The 16,465-nt window shown below is 67.6% G+C and carries 13 protein-coding genes and 1 pseudogene; 10 read left to right on the top strand and 4 right to left on the bottom strand.

All coding sequences use genetic code 11. From position 1 onward, the window contains the following. Nucleotides 1-16: 16 nt before the first annotated feature. Nucleotides 17-1,636 carry a hypothetical protein gene (locus tag CP981_RS31000; RefSeq protein WP_085928140.1) on the top strand — a complete coding sequence of 540 codons (1,620 nt, stop codon included), beginning with the start codon at nt 17-19 and terminating at the stop codon, nt 1,634-1,636. A 237-nt stretch (nt 1,637-1,873) separates the two neighbouring features. Next, on the top strand, nt 1,874-4,243 hold the full coding sequence (locus CP981_RS30995; protein WP_085928139.1) for a protein kinase domain-containing protein: 2,370 nt from the start codon (nt 1,874-1,876) through the stop codon (nt 4,241-4,243). Nucleotides 4,244-4,485: 242 nt separating this feature from the next. Here CP981_RS30995 and CP981_RS30990 read toward each other — a convergent pair whose 3' ends face one another. The 4 genes from CP981_RS30990 to CP981_RS30975 all read right to left on the bottom strand — a co-directional run bounded on the left by CP981_RS30990 (nt 4,486) and on the right by CP981_RS30975 (nt 8,316). Next, nucleotides 4,486-5,742 carry a protein-glutamine gamma-glutamyltransferase gene (locus CP981_RS30990; protein ID WP_085928138.1) on the bottom strand — a complete coding sequence of 419 codons (1,257 nt, stop codon included), beginning with the start codon at nt 5,740-5,742 and terminating at the stop codon, nt 4,486-4,488. A 256-nt stretch (nt 5,743-5,998) separates the two neighbouring features. After that, nucleotides 5,999-6,256 carry a hypothetical protein gene (locus tag CP981_RS30985; RefSeq protein WP_085928137.1) on the bottom strand — a complete coding sequence of 86 codons (258 nt, stop codon included), beginning with the start codon at nt 6,254-6,256 and terminating at the stop codon, nt 5,999-6,001. 309 nt (nt 6,257-6,565) lie between these two features. Continuing rightward, entirely contained in the window at nt 6,566-7,336 is a 771-nt protein-coding gene (locus tag CP981_RS30980) for a hypothetical protein (protein ID WP_143659059.1), read from the bottom strand. 359 nt (nt 7,337-7,695) lie between these two features. After that, entirely contained in the window at nt 7,696-8,316 is a 621-nt protein-coding gene (locus CP981_RS30975; RefSeq protein WP_085928135.1) for a ScbR family autoregulator-binding transcription factor, read from the bottom strand. Between the two features lie 98 nt (nt 8,317-8,414). On the opposite strand from CP981_RS30975, the gene CP981_RS30970 reads away from it, so the two are divergent. The 8 genes and pseudogenes from CP981_RS30970 (at nt 8,415) to CP981_RS30930 (ending at nt 16,464) form a co-directional block, all read left to right on the top strand. Further along, a complete protein-coding gene (locus tag CP981_RS30970; protein WP_085928134.1) occupies nt 8,415-9,335 on the top strand; it encodes a ScbA/BarX family gamma-butyrolactone biosynthesis protein in 921 nt (306 codons plus the stop codon). A gap of 223 nt (nt 9,336-9,558) precedes the next feature. Then, nucleotides 9,559-10,278 (top strand): HAD family hydrolase, encoded by a 720-nt coding sequence (locus CP981_RS30965; protein ID WP_085928133.1) that lies wholly within the window; start codon nt 9,559-9,561, stop codon nt 10,276-10,278. Nucleotides 10,279-10,572: 294 nt separating this feature from the next. Then, nucleotides 10,573-10,794 (top strand): annotated as a pseudogene (locus CP981_RS30960) (amidohydrolase family protein); the annotation flags it as partial. Between the two features lie 230 nt (nt 10,795-11,024). Beyond that, a complete protein-coding gene (locus CP981_RS30950; RefSeq protein WP_085928131.1) occupies nt 11,025-11,789 on the top strand; it encodes a hypothetical protein in 765 nt (254 codons plus the stop codon). Nucleotide 11,790: 1 nt separating this feature from the next. Then, complete coding sequence (locus CP981_RS30945; protein WP_208853003.1) at nt 11,791-12,738, top strand: zinc metalloprotease; 948 nt, start codon at nt 11,791-11,793, stop codon at nt 12,736-12,738. A 302-nt stretch (nt 12,739-13,040) separates the two neighbouring features. Continuing rightward, entirely contained in the window at nt 13,041-14,168 is a 1,128-nt protein-coding gene (locus CP981_RS30940; protein ID WP_244329861.1) for an FAD-dependent monooxygenase, read from the top strand. Between the two features lie 233 nt (nt 14,169-14,401). Continuing rightward, on the top strand, nt 14,402-15,343 hold the full coding sequence (locus CP981_RS30935) for a VOC family protein (protein WP_085928129.1): 942 nt from the start codon (nt 14,402-14,404) through the stop codon (nt 15,341-15,343). Between the two features lie 146 nt (nt 15,344-15,489). Then, complete coding sequence (locus CP981_RS30930; protein ID WP_085928128.1) at nt 15,490-16,464, top strand: helix-turn-helix transcriptional regulator; 975 nt, start codon at nt 15,490-15,492, stop codon at nt 16,462-16,464. Nucleotide 16,465: the final 1 nt, after the last annotated feature.

Below are 16,465 nucleotides of genomic sequence, written 5' to 3'. Positions count from 1 at the left end.
CCCGAGGAGCATCCTCATGGCTCTGGTCTCCCCCACCCGCACCACGGACGCCCCCGACCGTGAACCCCTGCTGTCCTACGGCCTCACCACCGACCCCGACCCGCTCAAGGCGTCCGAGGAAAACCCCTCGACGCCGGAGGAGAGGGGTGAGCTGATCATCGTCGGCTCACGGCGCCATCGCGACCCGGCCGATGTGGAACGGATCAAGGTGAAAGTGCCGGCCGGGACGTTGTCACCGGACCTGGCCGCAAACCTGTCCAGCGCCACCGCACGGATCAGCCTCGACCGCTGGACCGGCACACTGAACGAGTCATCGGACGAGTTCGTCTTCACCCCGGCAGGAAGCTACGAAACGATCGGGCCCGACACCGGATTCACCATCCAGCTGTCCCAGATCCCGATCAGCCGCAAGGTCGGCACCGCACCGGTCACCGTAACCGAATACTCGCGCACCAGCGGGAACGCCTTCCCTGCCCGCTCCACCACATTCGACGTCGGCAAATTCCCGGCCGACTTCTACATGCGCGACTTCATCGCCGATTCACTCGTCATCGACAACGGCGGCGAGGTCACCCTGACCTGGAAACGCTCCACCAACGCCACATACGAACTGCTCTACGGGGACACCAGCCTCAACGTCACCAACGAAACCACCCGCACCATCACCAACGTCACATCCGACACCACCTTCTACCTGCGCGGCACCACCAGCAGCGACCCCACCAACCCCGTCACCCGCATCCTCACCACCCAGGTCACCGTCCGCAAACCCGACCTCGACGTCGGCAACCTCACCGTCCATGGTGAAACCCTCTTCAACAACATTGTCCGCGCAATCTCCGACGTGACGGTCACCGGCGGCATGACCATCGGCGGTGCACTCACCGCCAACGGCGCACTCACCGCCAACGGCGACGTCAACGCCGTCGTGGTCGGCAAGAGCGTCCGAGTCGCCGACCTCCGTGGCCCCGCCGGCACACCCCTCAAGATCAGCAGTCACGTCAACGTCCCGACCGGCAACAACGTCACCATCGGTGGCGCACTCACTGCCAACGGGACACTCACCGCCAACGGCGACGTCAACGCCGTCGCGCCCGGCAAGACCATCCGAGTCGCCGACCTCCGTGGCCCCGCCGGCACACCCCTCAAGATCAACAGTCACGTCCACGTCCTGCCCGGCAACAACGTCACCCTCGGCGGCAGCGCGACAGTCGCTGGCACTCTGGTCGCCGGAGGAGCTGTGCAGTTCGCGACCGCCCTGTTCAGCGCGCGGCCCACGAGGACGAACTACCCGAAGGGAACAATCAAGCCCGGCGAAGGCAACAAATGGACCATGACCGCCGCCAAGGATGGCTTCCTTGTGGTCGAGGCCGCGAGTCATCAGTGGTTCACCGACGACGAGATGCACGGGCGCAAGCACCGGATCTTTGTCAGCACTCCGGGGATCACGTACTACTTCGACCTCGTCGCACAGGGAAAGAAGACCCAGCAGGCTTCGCAGGGAATCTGGGGAAACACGTCGGTCCCGCTGGCGAAAGGCTCCAACGTCTCCGTATGGATCGCCGACGTCGACAATGCGGGAAGCACGAAGGACTGGGTGGCGATGAACATCTGCTGGTACACACTCGGCGCGTGACACCGGCAGGGTCAGGTCACAAACGCGATGGAGGTCTTCCGAAGTCCGCACAAGCCCTGACCAGGCTGGAGTCTTCAGGCCGGCCAGTTGCTCCCACAGATCCGGATCGGCGGTGACCAGGAGTCCTGTTCGTCACCCGCTGTGCTCTGCTGTACTGCCCTGCGGCTAATTTGTGTGCAGGACAGGTACGCAGGCCCGTGGTGGCAGAGGTGCACGAGGGACCGGAGGTCGGGAAGAGTGTCGCTGCGCGCAGGTGATCCAGCCGAGATCGGCGGTTATCCGCTGGAGGCGCGACTCGGCTCGGGTGGCATGGGCACGGTCTTTCTGGCCCGTACGAGTTCGGGTCGTCCTGTCGCGATCAAACTGATCCACCCGCAGTTCGCGGCAGACGACGAGTTCCGCATCCGCTTCCGGCAGGAGGTGGCGGCGGCAAGGCGAGTGAGCGGCGCGTTCACCGCCGCCGTGGTCGACGCTGCCACTGAGGCCGAGCAGCCGTGGATGGCGACGACCTACATCCAGGGGCACACGCTCGCCCGGCGCATCGCCATGAAAGGCCCGCTGAGCGGAGCGGAGCTGCGGAGGCTCGCCATCGGGCTGGCGGAGGCGCTGCGGGACATCCACCGGGTGGGGGTCGTCCACCGTGACCTGAAGCCCTCGAACGTGGTGCTCTCGCCCGAGGGCCCACGCGTCATCGACTTCGGCATTTCGCGCGCCGTGGACCAGCAGACGCTGACGATTACAGGGCGGGTCATCGGTACGCCGCCCTTCATGTCGCCGGAGCAGTTGCAGGCGCCGCGCGACGTGGGACCGCGGTCCGATGTCTTCTCGCTGGGGACGCTGCTGGCGTACGCAGCGACGGGCCACGGGCCCTTCGACGCGGACAGCCCATACATCGTTGCGTATCAGGTGGTGCACGGGGAGCCGTCGCTGGAGGATGTGCCGGTGGCCTTGCGCACGGTCGCCGAGTCGTGCCTGGCCAAGGAGCCCAACGGGCGCCCCTCGGCGGACGAACTCCTCGTACTGCTCCGGGACCTGCCGACCGACCTCGACCAGATCGACGCGAGGGGAGCCGGCGCGGGCCGCACCCGCGACATGGTCACCGCGCATCACTTCGCGCCGCCGGCCACCCCGCGGCCGGCCACCCCGACACCGGCCACCCCGACGCCAGCCACCCCCACGTCGGCCACCCCGACGCCAGCCACCCCCACGTCGGCCACCCCCACGCCGGCCACCCCGACGCCAGCCACCCCGACACCGGCAGCCCCGACCACCACCCCGGCCGGTCCCGAGACGGGGAGCGCCGACACCTCCATCGGCCGTCGGTCGCGCCCCCGATGGCGTCCCGTGTTCGCGGCCGCGGTCGCGGTCACGGTGGCAGCGATCGGTGGCGGAGTCGCCGCCCTGACGGCGAACGGCTTCGGGGGGAACAGCGGCGGCGACAAGGGCAAAAGCCTCGCAGCACCGGGTGCCGCACTTCCGGACGGCTTCGAGCCGTGGCACAAGACCGTGCCCGGCGGTCGCCCGGACATCCCCGACGAGCTGCGTTGCGTCGTGCACGGCGACGCGCTGTTCTGCGGGGGCGGCAGTGTTGTCGCGACCCGTATCAGGGCCAGGGACGGCTCGCGGGTGTGGACGGCGAAGAGCCCCGGCGTCCCCGTCAACGGCATGCATCTGGTGGGCGCCACCGACGACACGGTGCTCGGTTACCGCTTCGCCGCCCAGGACGCCCCGCAGGACCCTCCGAGCGAGGTGGTGGCCCTCGACGCGCACAACGGACGGGAACTGTGGTCCGTGCCGTCCGGCGCCCAGTCGACGGCCGTCACGGGTCGGACTCAGGACGCCCTGGTGGTCGGTACCGACGTCGTGACGGTCGACGCTTCCAACTCCCGCTTCGAGGCCCGCAACGCGCACAGCGGTCAGGTCACATGGACGTCGCCATTCCCAGCGGGTACCCAGTGCGCTCCCGTCCCGGTGGGCCCACAGCTCGTCGCGATGTGCGCGAAGGATGCGGAGGTGAATGCCTTTTCAGTGCGCCACCCCACCCTGTACCCGGTCGACCGCGCCTCGGGGACACTGGGCAGGCCCATCGCGGTCAACGGCCCCGCCGTGCCGATGGGCGTCGCCAACGGCAGGCTCATACTCCTGCAAGTACACATGGAGGGAACGGATCCGGCCGGCTACAACGGGGTGGTGCGGGTCGACCCGGCCTCGCGGAAGGTCACGTACTCCCGACTGGCCAAGACATACGCGGGGACGCCCGGCATGGCGGACGGCACCGTATACGTGAGCGGGCAGACCGGTCTCGTCACAGCCCTCGACCCCGCGACCGGCCGGAAGAAGTGGTCGCGGCAGACTGGCGTGGAGGGCGCGTCGGGTCCTGTTGCGGGAGCCGACGCACGGTATTTCAGCTCGGCCACCGGCCGGGTGGTCGCGCTGTCGCCGGACGATGGCAAAATCCTGTGGACAACAGATCCGCAGGTCGATGGTTTGACGGGCGAGCAGGGCGCAAGCCCACGGGTGACTCTTGCGGGGCGTGCGGTGATCGTGGCCGCGGACAAGAACACTCTCTTCGCTTTCGACGCGCAGAAGCCGCCGAAGTCGGGCTGACCCGGTGGCTGGACGGCAGCAGGGCTGATGCTCAGACCGTCACCGACGCCCGCAAGCTCGATATCGACCACGCCGTCCCCCTCGCCGATTCTCTGCGCGCCGCGTTCCCCAGGTGCCGCCAGTTCCCCGAAGCGCTGGGGGCGAGCGCGCCCCCAGCGCTTCGTAGCACATCCGGGACGACCGCCGGTGTGTGGCGGGCCGGCGGAGAGGGCCGGGTGGCCCGGCCCTCCCGCCCGGCTCTGTTACGGCCAGCCCTGCTTCACCTCGGCGGGAGCGGTGTTCCAGCTCTTGGGTATGAACGTGATGACGTAGGCTCCGCGGTCGAAGTCCGCGTACCCCGCAGACCAGTTCCGGAACTTGCTCTCGTACACGTTCATGGGGCCCATGCCGCCATTGGGCGCGTGATAGTGGTTGGCGTGGGTCCATACGGTTTTGTCGGCGTCCGCTTCTGCCTGAGCCCCGAACCAGCCGTAGTCGAAGTTGACCCAACTTTCACCAGGTTTGGCGGGACTGCGCGGAATGTTCCTGTCCCTCGACATGTCTACCAGGCCGGTGCCCTGGTCGGGGCGGAAGGCATCCGGATCGCCGTACTTCCTCTTGTCGGAGGAGCCCCGCGGGTCCTGCCCGCTCCAGAAGTGCTTCGAGTAGACCACCGCCTTCATCTTGGATGGGTCGTAGTTGCCTCCATCCCTTTCCTTGAAGGACGGCGTATTCCTCAGCGCCGAGTAAAAGCTTGAGCGGCTGTCCTCGTAGAGCAGAGCGTCGTTTTTGTTCGCGAGCTCCGTCTTGAGGTGGTCGATGTACGTCCCCTCGTCGTGCGCGCTGTCCAGGGCCTTGTTCATGACGGACGCCACCTCACGCGCCCGCTTGAAACCCTTCCCCTCATCGAAACTGCCCTTGGCGATGCGCCCCTCGAACTCCGCCTGCGTCTCGTTGGGTTGCGGTCGGCTGTTTTCCAGATCGTTCTTGTACTTGTTCTCGTCGAAGAACGCGAACGCCAGTCTGTTCGTCGGGTAGGGGCCTGTATTGACCCAGGTGACGCCGACGCAGCCGTAGGACAGCTGTTCTCGCTGCTCTTCGGTCATCTGCTGCTGGTTGCCGCCGCGTTGACTGTAGACCTGCTGCCACTTGCGTATGTAGTTGTTGACGACCGTAGTGGCCCTGCCTCCGTAGGCCCGGTAGGCGTCAGGCATCCGGTTGAGCGGCTCGGCGGGAGGGGTCACCCTGTCATCGGCGGCGTCGGGGGCCCGGAAGAGCGCACTGGCGCTCGGCGGCAATTCCGCCGCAGAATTGCCGGGTTGACCCGCAGTCAGAGCTCTTTTGTTCAGTGCGTTGATGTTCTTGACATCCTCCGCCGTCAGGCCGTGCGTTTCGGCGTAGGACCCTTCCCATTCCCCGTCGCCGCGGCTGGCGGCATGGCTGACCGACGGCATGACTCCGGCGGCGCATATCACCGCACCCACAGTGGCGAAGGCGAGTAAACTCCGGCGTTTGTACATGAAAATCAGCAGCTCCCTTGTTGTGGATTCTCGTGAAACGGGGCATGCGAGCGAACGACGCAATGAGGGATGTGCGGTAAGCAGCGCACCGCAGCCGCGCTGCCCTGGGTCGCTGCGCCGGCGACAGGAGGGAACGCCGCCACGAGGCGGAAGGGGATACGGCAAAGGCGCGGGAGACGGCAGTGGCGGTGCGGTCGTCGCCGGCCATGACCTGGTGGCCGGCGGGCCGCACGGGCCGGGCGGCACCGGCGCCTCGCTACATCAGCGTCGCCGCCGAGGGGACGACGCGGGCCCGGGCCGAAGGGCCGGGGTCGCCGTAGCCGACCTCGACGCGCGGATGGGAGCGCATGAAGTCGGTGTCGACCAGGCGGACTTGGCCGGGATGGCCGACAGCGGCGGTCGCCGGGGCGACGGGGGCCGGGGCGGCCGCCTGGGCTCGCTGGGCGAGGGGCCGGGCGGGGGCCGCGGTGATGGCGACGGCAGGGAGAGCGCGGAAAGCGGTTGGGCGTATCACGTATCGGCTCCTGGATGAGTGATCAGGTTGATACGAGCAGTGATCATGTCCCCGCGCCGGCTCCCCGGCAACATCGCGGTTTTAAAGTCGGCCAATCTGTCACGTAGCCCGTATCCAGCCATGCAGGAGCCGGCCCGTGGGGAGGCGATGCGGCGGCGCTTCCCCTGCTCGTGGCGTGTGGTTCGCAGCGAGGCCGGTACCGATGTTGTCGGGAATCCCACGGTGCGGTGGAAGCCGTCGCCGCCGCCCGGGCTTCGAGCCGGCCCGCGGCAGGGCGATCTGGCTGAACGCCCCGCGGCGGGCGAGGGGTTATGGCTCGATGCTGAGGGGCTTCTGGGCGCGCAGATCGCTGACGAAGCCGTCCTTGACGACGCGGATCCAGTAGGCGTGCGTACGGTCCGCAGGGGGGATGTCGGAGTCACGCTCCAGCTTGCGGTCAATCGATGTGGCGCGGACCTGTACGTCGCGTTGGAACGTGTGGGGATGCCACAGTCCGACCTCGCTGCTGTAGAAGGGCTTTCGCTCCATCAAGAGGACCTGGTCCGGATGGTCCGCGGCCGGTTTCCAGGTGACGCGGACGGTGTCCGCGCCGAGGCGGTCGACAGACGTCATCGCCGGTGCCTTGGGAATCACCGAGGCGGCAGCGGGCTTGAGGGCGTCGCTTTGGATCGTCCGCGGTACGGACGGATCGTAGTGCTCCGGGTTCTCCAGCTTTCCTGTGACGCGGAGCATGGTGGGACGCTGCTCCTGCTCGCCCGCGCACGCATCGACTTGGGTGACCTTGCGCCAGTCGCCGGAGACTCTCACATCGTCCTCCGCCTGGATCTTCAGCTCGCGCGTGCCGCCGCCGACGGCCCCGCTCACGAAGTAGGCGTAGCGGGAGTCATGGGAGCGGACTATCTGGTAGCTGCACCGGTCGATGGCTGCGGCACGCGCGGTGATCGTCGACTCTAACGTCGGCGCGTCGCCGGCAGGCCCGGCGGGGGACGAGGGGGCGGCCGCGGCAACGCCTGCGTTCGAGGCGAGGACCCCGAGACTCAGCGCGCACGTGGCGATTGCGGCAGCGATACGAGAGGGCATGCATCCTCCGGTGACATCCAAGCAGAGCCGCTTGGCAGTTGACGTGCTGGGACAACCCCAGCCGCCTGTAGGGCCCGGGCACGGAACGTCTCCGATGCAGAACACCTCGGAGGTGCCTTGGACCCTGATCGGGGTCACCGATCAGGGCTGGACGCTACTGATCATCAACTGTAAAAGACGAGCAAACGAAAAGTAAAGCGGAGGTATGGCGTCAACTTGCCTCACCTGACGCTCCGCTGGAGGGCGATGGCGCTCCAGCCGCGCTCGCCCCGGCCGGCGGAGCCGAGCTGATCTCCAGCCTGCGAGAAGCGTCGTGGGGTCAGAAACCCGCACTGGACACACCGGGCGTCGCGCGCCGCTCAGCGCACGCGATCGAGCAGACCGGCAGGATCAGGCTCGGCCTGGAGGCCACGGAGCAGCAGAGTCCACAGGTCATGCAGGCGCTCCTCGATGTGCCGGCGTCCCTCCAGGGCGTCGGAGACGGTGTGCAGACCGAAGAAGGAGCAGACGATGCCGTGGGCGGTGGCGGCAGGTGGCACACCGGCAGCGAGTTCACCGTTACGGGCGGCCTCTTCGAGTAGCTGTGTAACGGCTTCGATCCAGCCGAGGAACGGTGCGGGGAGCTGGGCGTCGATGGCTTTGCGTTCGGCCCAAAGGCGGGCTCCGGCCCGGACGACGATGTCGTCTCGAAAGGCGCGCGCCACCTCGAAGCTCAGCCCGACGAGTTTCTCCAAGGCCGGCCGGCCCGGCTGCCGGTATCGGCTGATCAAATGCGGCCACGTGGCGAAATGTTCCTCGACGATGGCGAGGGCGAGCTTCTCCTTGCTGGCGTAGTGGAAATAAATGGCCCCGCTGGTACGACCGGAATGCGCACTGATGTCGCTGATGCTGGTACCGGCGTACCCTTTCTCGTCGAACAAGGTTGCCGCCGCCTCAAGAAGGAACCTGCGCGTCGTTTCCGCCCGGATCTGCACGTGCACCTCAAACGTCGTCTCGTTCCGCCGGAAGGCAACCTACCGCTCCCCGCGCCCCGGAATTCAAGGGTGCGCATGTTCGAATTTCGGTATTCCCTGGTCGTATGAGCACCTCAACGGTCAGGGCCGTCGGAAAGAGTGAGCCGCTCAGCTGGTCCCGTACCGTCGAGCGGGAGCTGGTGCACCGGACCTCGGTGGCAGAGGTCCTCCTTACGGAGGTACGGCCGACCCACATCCCGCACGTCTTCCTGGCTGCGGCGTCATGGCCACGCGCACATGCGACGTTCCCCCGCGACGGCTCGCAGCGGCACAGCCCGCTGATTCTGGTGGAAACACTGCGTCAGCTCGGTCTCTACATTCCCCTGCGCTTCTACGCGGTTCCGGCGGCCTTCCATGCGGTCATCACCGACCTGTACTTCCACCTCAGCCCCGCCGACGAGTTGCCGGCCCGCGCCGGAGCGACCGAAATCACCTGCTCGGCCCGGGTCAGCGCGGTACGGCGGGTGCCGGATGCGTCCGCCGTCGGACTGCGGCTGAGCGTCACCTTCGCCGCGTATGGGGTGACCTTTGGCCAAGGTGGCGGGGGCGTGCGATTCCTGGACGGCGCGCGGTTCACCGCCCTGCGTGCCAGGAGCACGGTCGGTGCCGTCCCGGCTCGCCGTCCGGAGGGCGGGTGCCGCCCGCCGACCGCACAGCTGACCGTGAATCACCCGCACGATGCGGTTCTCGCTCTCGACCAGGGCGAGCTGTTGGTCTCGCCGGCCGACCCGTTGCATCCGTTCTTCTTCGACCACCCCACCGATCACGTGCCCGGCATGGTGCTGTTGGAAGCCGCCCGCCAGGCCGCCTCATATTGCAGTCGGGGCAGACTGAGCCGACCCCTTTTCGGCCGGCTGAAGGCCTCCCGGTTCACCGAACTGACCCCACCCGCACGTGTGCTGTGCACCCGGCACGGCTCGACGTGTGCATTCCGCATCCTCCAGGACGGCACAGAGACGGCCCGCGGAACCTTTAGTTATACGTAGAGCACACAATATTGATATTTGCGAATTGATTGACCTCTCTGCGTCGCCGTCCGTAACATAACGATCGTTATTTTCCGGCTGGAGCGGAAGAACCCCTCTTCATGGGAGCCGCCCTGCCGGAATCCCTCAGCCCGGTGTCGGGCGTCCGTGAAACCGACGCTGCCCTGCCTCTCTCGCGACCGGTCGCATCGGCGCCTTCGGGCCCATCAGAACGGAATCTCGAATGACCGCAGACAGCATCCTTTCCTGGACCCCCGCAGCCGTCGTTTTCGACTGTGACGGCACGCTGATGGACACGGAACGCCACTGGGAGGACGCCCGTGACATGGTGCTGCACAGCTACGGCTGCGCACCCTCGGAGGATTTCGCGGAAAAGGCGCGAGGGCTGCACTACACCGAATGCGGCCGTTTAATGGCCGATGTGGCCGGGCGACCGGAACTGACCGGGGACATGACGGAATCGTTGCTCAAGCACTTCCGTGAACTCGTCGCCGCAGACCCCACCACCATGCCCGGGGCGCCGGAATTGGTGCATTCGGCCGTGCAGTTCGCCCCGCTGGCCGTGGCCAGTAACTGCCCGCTTGAAGTCGTCGAGTCCTGTCTCGGAATGGCTGGACTCCGGGATTGCTTCAGCCACATTGTGGTACCCAACGACACCACGAGACCCAAACCTCATCCGGACGTCTACCTCACCGCCGCCCAACTCTGCGGGGTGGAGCCCGCTGACACACTGGCCGTCGAGGACTCCCACTGCGGCATCCAAGCTGCCGCAGGCGCGGGCATGCGGGTACTCGGAGTCGGTCCCCGTCCCAGCGACAAGGAGACGGCATTGGCCGACTGGTGGGTCCACTCGCTGGCAGAGCCGGCGGTGCAGGGATGGGCCGACGCCCGCATCCCCGCCCAGGGCACTGGTCCCGCTGGGCCCGGCATCACGACGGCATGACGGCGGCCCGGCCCGCGGCAGTCTCCCTGACGGACCGCGGGTCCGCGGGCCGGGTGGCCATCCAGGGTGACCTGCGATGCGGGCGCCACCGCCTCGTCAAAAGCGGAGAGCCGGAGTGCAACAGTGCCCGAGCCGAGGTCAGAGCCTCATCCGGTGGCCCGCTTCGCAGCAGCCCCGTCCCCGGTCGAGGCCGGCCATCGGGCGGCCAGAAGGAGCTCGGCGGTTTTCCGGGCGGTCCGCGCGCTGGTTTTCGCGTGGTCGATGTGGGCGGCTGCGGTGGCGCCGTCGTGCATCCTGCTCGTGGACGCAGGATTGACCACGGTGGACGCCCTGCGCGCCGCCACCTCGCTTGCCGCCCGGCACTTCGGCCTGACCGATCGAGGGGCCGTCGAGCCAGGCCTGCGTGCCGACCTCGTACTCGTCGACGGCGATCCGATCGCCGACATCCGCGCCACGCGGCGGATCCGCCGCATCTGGTGCGGCGGCACCGAGCACACCCCGGCAGCCGACCACTGACCGAGCGTTTGAGAAGGAGATGCGGAGTGAGATGCGGAGTCTCCTCAAGCAGATGACGGTGCAGGCGAGTTCGTACGGCCCCTGTTGCAGATCAGCACGTAACTCGTAGCGAGTCGGGAGGCGTTTGAACAGGGTTCTCCGAAAGGCTGGGGAGCGCCGGCGATGATGGCGTCGGGCAGGGGCTGGGCTTTAAGGATGCGCGCCGGGTACCCCCATGCGATAAAGGAAATATGGCGGATGCGCTGAAGAACGCCGATGTCGAAGTCAAGATCAGCATGTTTGGTGAGGCGGCCGATTCCGCGTGCCGGACGCTCGGGCTGGAGGCCGACGACGGCAAGGGCCTCACGATTTACTTCTGGGACAAACCGTGGACGGGCGGTGACGACATCCGTCTTCCCCTGTCGGAGGCGGGAGTTGTTATCCGGCTGCGGAAGGCCGCGAAGGGCGATGTGGACGACCTGACCGTGAAACTGCGGCCGTGTGTCCCGGACGCGCTGCCGGCCGACTGGCAGGCAAGCCGTGACGGAAAGGACTGGGAGTTCAAGATCGAGGAGGACTGGACCGGCCGCAATCGCGCCTGGGCAGCCTCGCTGAAGGTGGAGGACGACTTCGACCGGCCCACCACCGAAGACGGAGACGGGGACGGGGACTCGCGTCGGCCCCGGCTGACCCGGGATCAACAAGAGCTGCTGGCGAGCGTCGAGATCACCGACGACGACCTGGACGACCTCGTGCCACTTGGCCCGGTCCAGGCCATCAAGTGGAAGCCGTCCCGTCGCGACCTGATCCACCCGCTCACCGCGGAATTCTGGAGCGTCGGCCCCGACCTGCGCCTCTTGGAGCTGTCGCTCCGGGCGCATCCTGCGGAAGCCTCCAGCGCACAGGACCTGCTGGAACGGACCCTCCTCGACCTGGGCCTCCAGCCTCCCTCGCCTCAGACGTCCAAGACCCGCAGCGTCCTCACCGCCCTCGCCCGCGCGCACCTGGAGGTGTGACATGTCCGAGAATGATGCGGCCACTACTCCTGCCCGCCGAGGCTGCGGCACGATGCCGGTGCACCATCTGCTGATGGCCGAGGACCCGGCATACGCCGCGAACCGCGTCCAGATCGAGAACCAGGCCTTCGCCTACGAGACCGGAACCGGGGCAACGGAACGTGTCGGCTTGACCCACATCCCGGTCGTGGTGCACGTGGTGTTCCACACCGCCGAACAGAACATCGGCGAGAGCCAGATCACCAGCCAGATCGACGTGCTGAACCAGGACTACCGGGCTCTCAATCCGGACATCGACAAGGTTCCGGAGGTCTGGAAACCGCTCGTGGCCGACAGCCGCATCGAGTTCCACCTCGCCACGCACGATCCGCAAGGACAGCCCACCGACGGCATCACCCGCACACAGACGCAGGCCACGAAATTCAACATACGGACCAACGCCGTCAAACACTCGTCGAGCGGCGGCCACGACGCCTGGCCCGACGACCGCTACCTCAACCTCTGGGTGTGTCCGCGCATCTTCGACCCCAAGGACCCCAACGAGATACTCGGCTATGCCCAGTTCCCGGGTGGTCCCGCGGAGACGGACGGGGTGGTCATCGGCCACCAGTTCTTCGGTACGACCGGTACCGCCGCCGCTCCCTTCAACGGTGGGCGCACGACTACCCACGAGGTGGGCCACTGGCTCAACCTGCTGCACATCTGGGGCGACGACGGCAACGGCTGCAACGGCAGCGACCTCGTCATGGACACCCCGAACTCCGGCGGTCCCAACTTCCAAGCCCCGCACTTCCCGCGGCTGTCATGCAGCAATGGGCCGGACGGCGACATGTTCGTCAACTACATGGACTACACCGACGACAAGTCCATGTTCATGTTCACCCAGGGCCAGGTAGCCCGCATGGAAGCCACCCTCGACAGCGCCCGGTCGTCCTTCAACGGCGCCTGAGGGGTGAGCAGTTCAGACCAGTGAGCAGCCCGTCTCCTTACTGAGGGATGGGTGCCCGCCGGGGCCGTCGATCCGTTGTTGCAGGGTCTTCTCACTCACCCGGCGTGCGGCTCGTTAGCGCGCCACCCCCACCCCACACCCCGCACCGCCTCGGCTCAGCGGTAAAAGCAGTCTCCAGGAGCGCCCGCCGGCGGCACCGCATCAATCGCTTGCGGAGAGCGGATAATCGCCTCCCGATCCGGATAGGGCCAAGCCTCCGCGGTTCTTAGGGTTTCGGAGAACTCAGTGCTCAGGAGGCATACATGGAGAGCTATCGCGGTGCGCGGACGGCCTTGATCGTGGGCGCGGGCATGGCCGGTCTCACCGCGGCATCAGCCATGGCACGCAGGGGGTGGCAGGTCGAGGTCGCCGAGATCGGCCCGGCCGGAGCGACGGCCGGCTGGGGGTTGTGTCTGACCGGCCCTTCGCTGCGTGCACTGGACGAGCTGGGGCTGGCCGACCCGTGTCTGGTCGCGGGCTACGGAATGAGTGTGATCACGCAGGTGGATGTGGACGGCGGGCTTGCGGCCGAGGTCCGCCTGCCACGTCTGATCGGCGCCGAGCGGCCGGCGATGGTCGGCATGGCGCGCCCCGCGCTGTACCGGACGCTGCGCGAGCAGGCCGATCGGTGCGGCGTGGTGGTGCACCACGGGCTGACCGCCGCTGCGGTGGACCAGGAGGGGGAACAGGTCCGCGTGCAGATGTCGGACGGAACGGTCAGGCGGGTCGCGCTGCTGGTGGGTGCGGACGGGATCCGCTCGACCGTACGGCGTCTGCTGGGCCTTGAGACCTCGGTCGAGTACCACGGGCAGATGGTCTGGCGGGCTCTGGTGTCCCGCCCACCGTGGGCCACCGGGATTCATCAGTTCGCCGGGAAGGTCAATACGGCGGGACTCGTGCCCATCTCGGACAGCCAGGCGTATGTGTTCCTGACGGAGAACGGAGTGGAGCGGAGCGTCCTGCCCGAAGTCCAACTCGTGCCGCGTTTATGGCAGTTACTGGAGGACTTCCCTGGCCGGATGGTGGAGGTCCGCTCCCTGGTGACCGGGCCCACGTCGGTGGTACGTCGCCCGGTGCTGACGGCGTTCTTGGACGGCGCCTGGAACCGGGGCACCGGTGTGGTCATCGGTGACGCCGCGCACGCACCCGCACCACAGATGGCCAGCGGCGCGGCCCTGGCCATCGAGGACGGGGCGGTGCTGGCCCAGGAGCTCGACCGTCACACGTCGATCGGCGCGGGGCTCGATGCCTTCGTCAGCCGACGCGCACAGCGGTGCCGGACACTCGTGGAGACCTCGGTGGCGATCGCCGACCTGGAGCAGGCGCAGCGCCACGCAGAGGCGTACCCGCTGGTTGATGCCTGTCACCGGCAAATGGCCGAGCCTGCATGACCATGACCATGCCGCGGGCACAGCGCGCTAACCGCCCGCTGCGTACGGCGTACAGCTCACGTCGCACGAGGAGCGTCAGATGCCTGCGGCGACTTCCCGACCTTGGCCACAGTGCCAAGACGGCCCGGATGTTCTCCGGCCGCCACATGGGCGAGGGCCCCGTCCCGCCACCATCGTCACCACCTGCCTGACACAGCACATCAGTTGACCAAAGCAGCGTGAGGGAGCCCACCATGGAAAACCACGGTCTGATCACCCACCTGCGGCACATCGATGTCGCCATGCCCAACTTCGCCGAGCAGCGGAAGTTCTACACCGAGCTGTGGGGACTGACCGAGACCGCAGGCGACACCGGCATCTCGTTCCTGGCAGCCGAAGGGTCGCCGGAGCAGTACGTGGTGCGGCTGCGCCAGGAGGCGCACAAGCGCACCGACCTCGTCGCCTTCGGTGCCGCCACGGCCGCCGATGTCGACACTCTGGCCGCACAACTCAGCGCCCAGGGCGTGCGGTTGACCAGCGAACCGCGGCCGCTGGACACCCCAGGAGGTGGCTACGCAGTCCGCTTCTTCGACAACGAGGGCCGCGTGGTGGAGGTATCCGCCGACGTCACACCACGACAGCACCGCAAGATTGAAGCCCGCGAGCCGATCCCCGTGCGGCTGTCACACGTGCTGATGAACTCTCCCACCCCCGAGGCCACGGTCGCCTGGTACATCAAGCATCTGGGGTTCCGCCTCTCCGACACCATGTGCCTCGGCAGCCGCGGCGAGATCATGTGGTTTCTGCGGTGCAACACCTTCCACCACAGCTTCGGCATCGTCCGCGGGCCGCACGCGGCCTTCCACCACGCCTCCTTCGAGATGCGCGGCATCGACGAGTTCATGCGCGGCACCGGCCGGATGCGGCGCCTGGGCATCGAGCGGCTGTGGGGCCCAGGGCGGCACCGCGCCGGTGACAACACCTTCAGCTACTTCCTCGACCAGGCCGGAAACACCGTCGAGTACACCACCGAGCTGGAGGTCCTGGACGAGGACACCTGGCACCCCCACCTCTACGACCTTCGTGAGCCCGCCAACGCGGATCAATGGGGCACGGCCAACGAGATGGACGAGTTCATCGCCGCCAAGTCCCACAACGACGTCGACCCCGGGCTGTTCGTGGCCCCGCCGATGTGAGCACGCCCCCGGGGGACCGCGTCACCTGCGGACGCAGAGCCGCCGCCGGCCAAGCCCGGGCGGAACAGCAGCAGTGACACACTGACAGCAGGTCCGGTCGCCGCCCGCACCACACGCCGTGGCGGCCGCCCCAGGGAGGTGAACACGTGCCGGCTCCGCTGCGCAATTTCCTCATCACCAAATCTCGCCACCCAGTCGACCTCCTGAACGCCGCCACCCGCCTCTTCGGCGGCTCCATCGCCACATCGCCGCTGGACGGCCTGTGCAGGGGGGATCACGAACTGCGCGGGGTGGCCGCGCGCGACTTCGCCGTCGGCTACTTCGCCTCGCCGCTCGACGTACGCGTCTCCTCGGCGGGAGGACGCAGCTCCTACTTCGTCAACATCGGTGTGTCCGGAGCGATCGCCGCATCCTGCGGCGGCCTGCACACCACCCTCGATACCGCCACGGCCGGAGTCGTCAACCCCGGAGACACCCAGGAGCTGCGCCCCGCGCGCCCCACCCCTTCACACTTCCTGGGCCTTCGGATCGACGCCGCCCTGGTGGACCAGGAATTCACCGCACTGACCGGGCGTCCGCCGGTGTCCACCGTCCGCTTCGACTTCGCCCTCGACCTGGTCAAGCCCAAGGGCCGGGCCGTACTGCTGCTGATCCGCTCCCTCCTGGAGCAACTGGACTCGGGAGACCCCCTGTTCCAGCGTGCCGAACTCCAGCGCAGCCAACTGCGCTGCATCGTCACCGCGCTGCTCCTGGCCCAGCCCCACTCGCACACCGGCGAGCTGCGAGACGGTCCTCAACCCGGCCACCCGCGCTCCTTGCGCGCAGCTCTCGCATTCATCGAAGCCAACCTCACCGAGCACCTCACCCTCGGCGACATCGCCACAGCCGCCGACTGCGCCCCGCGGACCCTCAGCTCCGCATTCCGCGACCGGCTCGGCCTGTCACCCATGTCCTACGTACGCAACCTGCGGCTGGACCGGATCCGTCAGGACCTCCTCACCACCACAGACAATGTCGGCACCATCGCCTACCGCTGGGGCATCTCCCACTTGGGCCGCTTCGCCGGCGACTACCACGGCCGTTTCAACGAGCTACCCTCCGACACGGCAGCCCGCCGGTAAC

Origin of the sequence: Streptomyces platensis (genome assembly GCF_008704855.1) — a bacterium.
Classification (GTDB): Bacteria; Actinomycetota; Actinomycetes; order Streptomycetales; family Streptomycetaceae; genus Streptomyces; species Streptomyces platensis.
The sequence above is the reverse complement of the archived record's forward strand: the minus strand, read 5'-3'. Positions and strand labels throughout refer to the sequence as shown.

Excerpts from the sequence above, each read along its gene's own strand:
- CP981_RS31000 (WP_085928140.1), top strand. The coding sequence starts at position 17 with ATGGCTCTGGTCTCCCCCACCCGCACCACGGACGCCCCCGACCGTGAA.
- CP981_RS30990 (WP_085928138.1), bottom strand. The coding sequence starts at position 5,742 with ATGTACAAACGCCGGAGTTTACTCGCCTTCGCCACTGTGGGTGCGGTG.
- CP981_RS30980 (WP_143659059.1), bottom strand. The coding sequence starts at position 7,336 with ATGCCCTCTCGTATCGCTGCCGCAATCGCCACGTGCGCGCTGAGTCTC.
- CP981_RS30970 (WP_085928134.1), top strand. The coding sequence starts at position 8,415 with ATGAGCACCTCAACGGTCAGGGCCGTCGGAAAGAGTGAGCCGCTCAGC.
- CP981_RS30965 (WP_085928133.1), top strand. The coding sequence starts at position 9,559 with ATGACCGCAGACAGCATCCTTTCCTGGACCCCCGCAGCCGTCGTTTTC.
- CP981_RS30950 (WP_085928131.1), top strand. The coding sequence starts at position 11,025 with ATGGCGGATGCGCTGAAGAACGCCGATGTCGAAGTCAAGATCAGCATG.
- CP981_RS30945 (WP_208853003.1), top strand. The coding sequence starts at position 11,791 with ATGTCCGAGAATGATGCGGCCACTACTCCTGCCCGCCGAGGCTGCGGC.
- CP981_RS30940 (WP_244329861.1), top strand. The coding sequence starts at position 13,041 with ATGGAGAGCTATCGCGGTGCGCGGACGGCCTTGATCGTGGGCGCGGGC.
- CP981_RS30935 (WP_085928129.1), top strand. The coding sequence starts at position 14,402 with ATGGAAAACCACGGTCTGATCACCCACCTGCGGCACATCGATGTCGCC.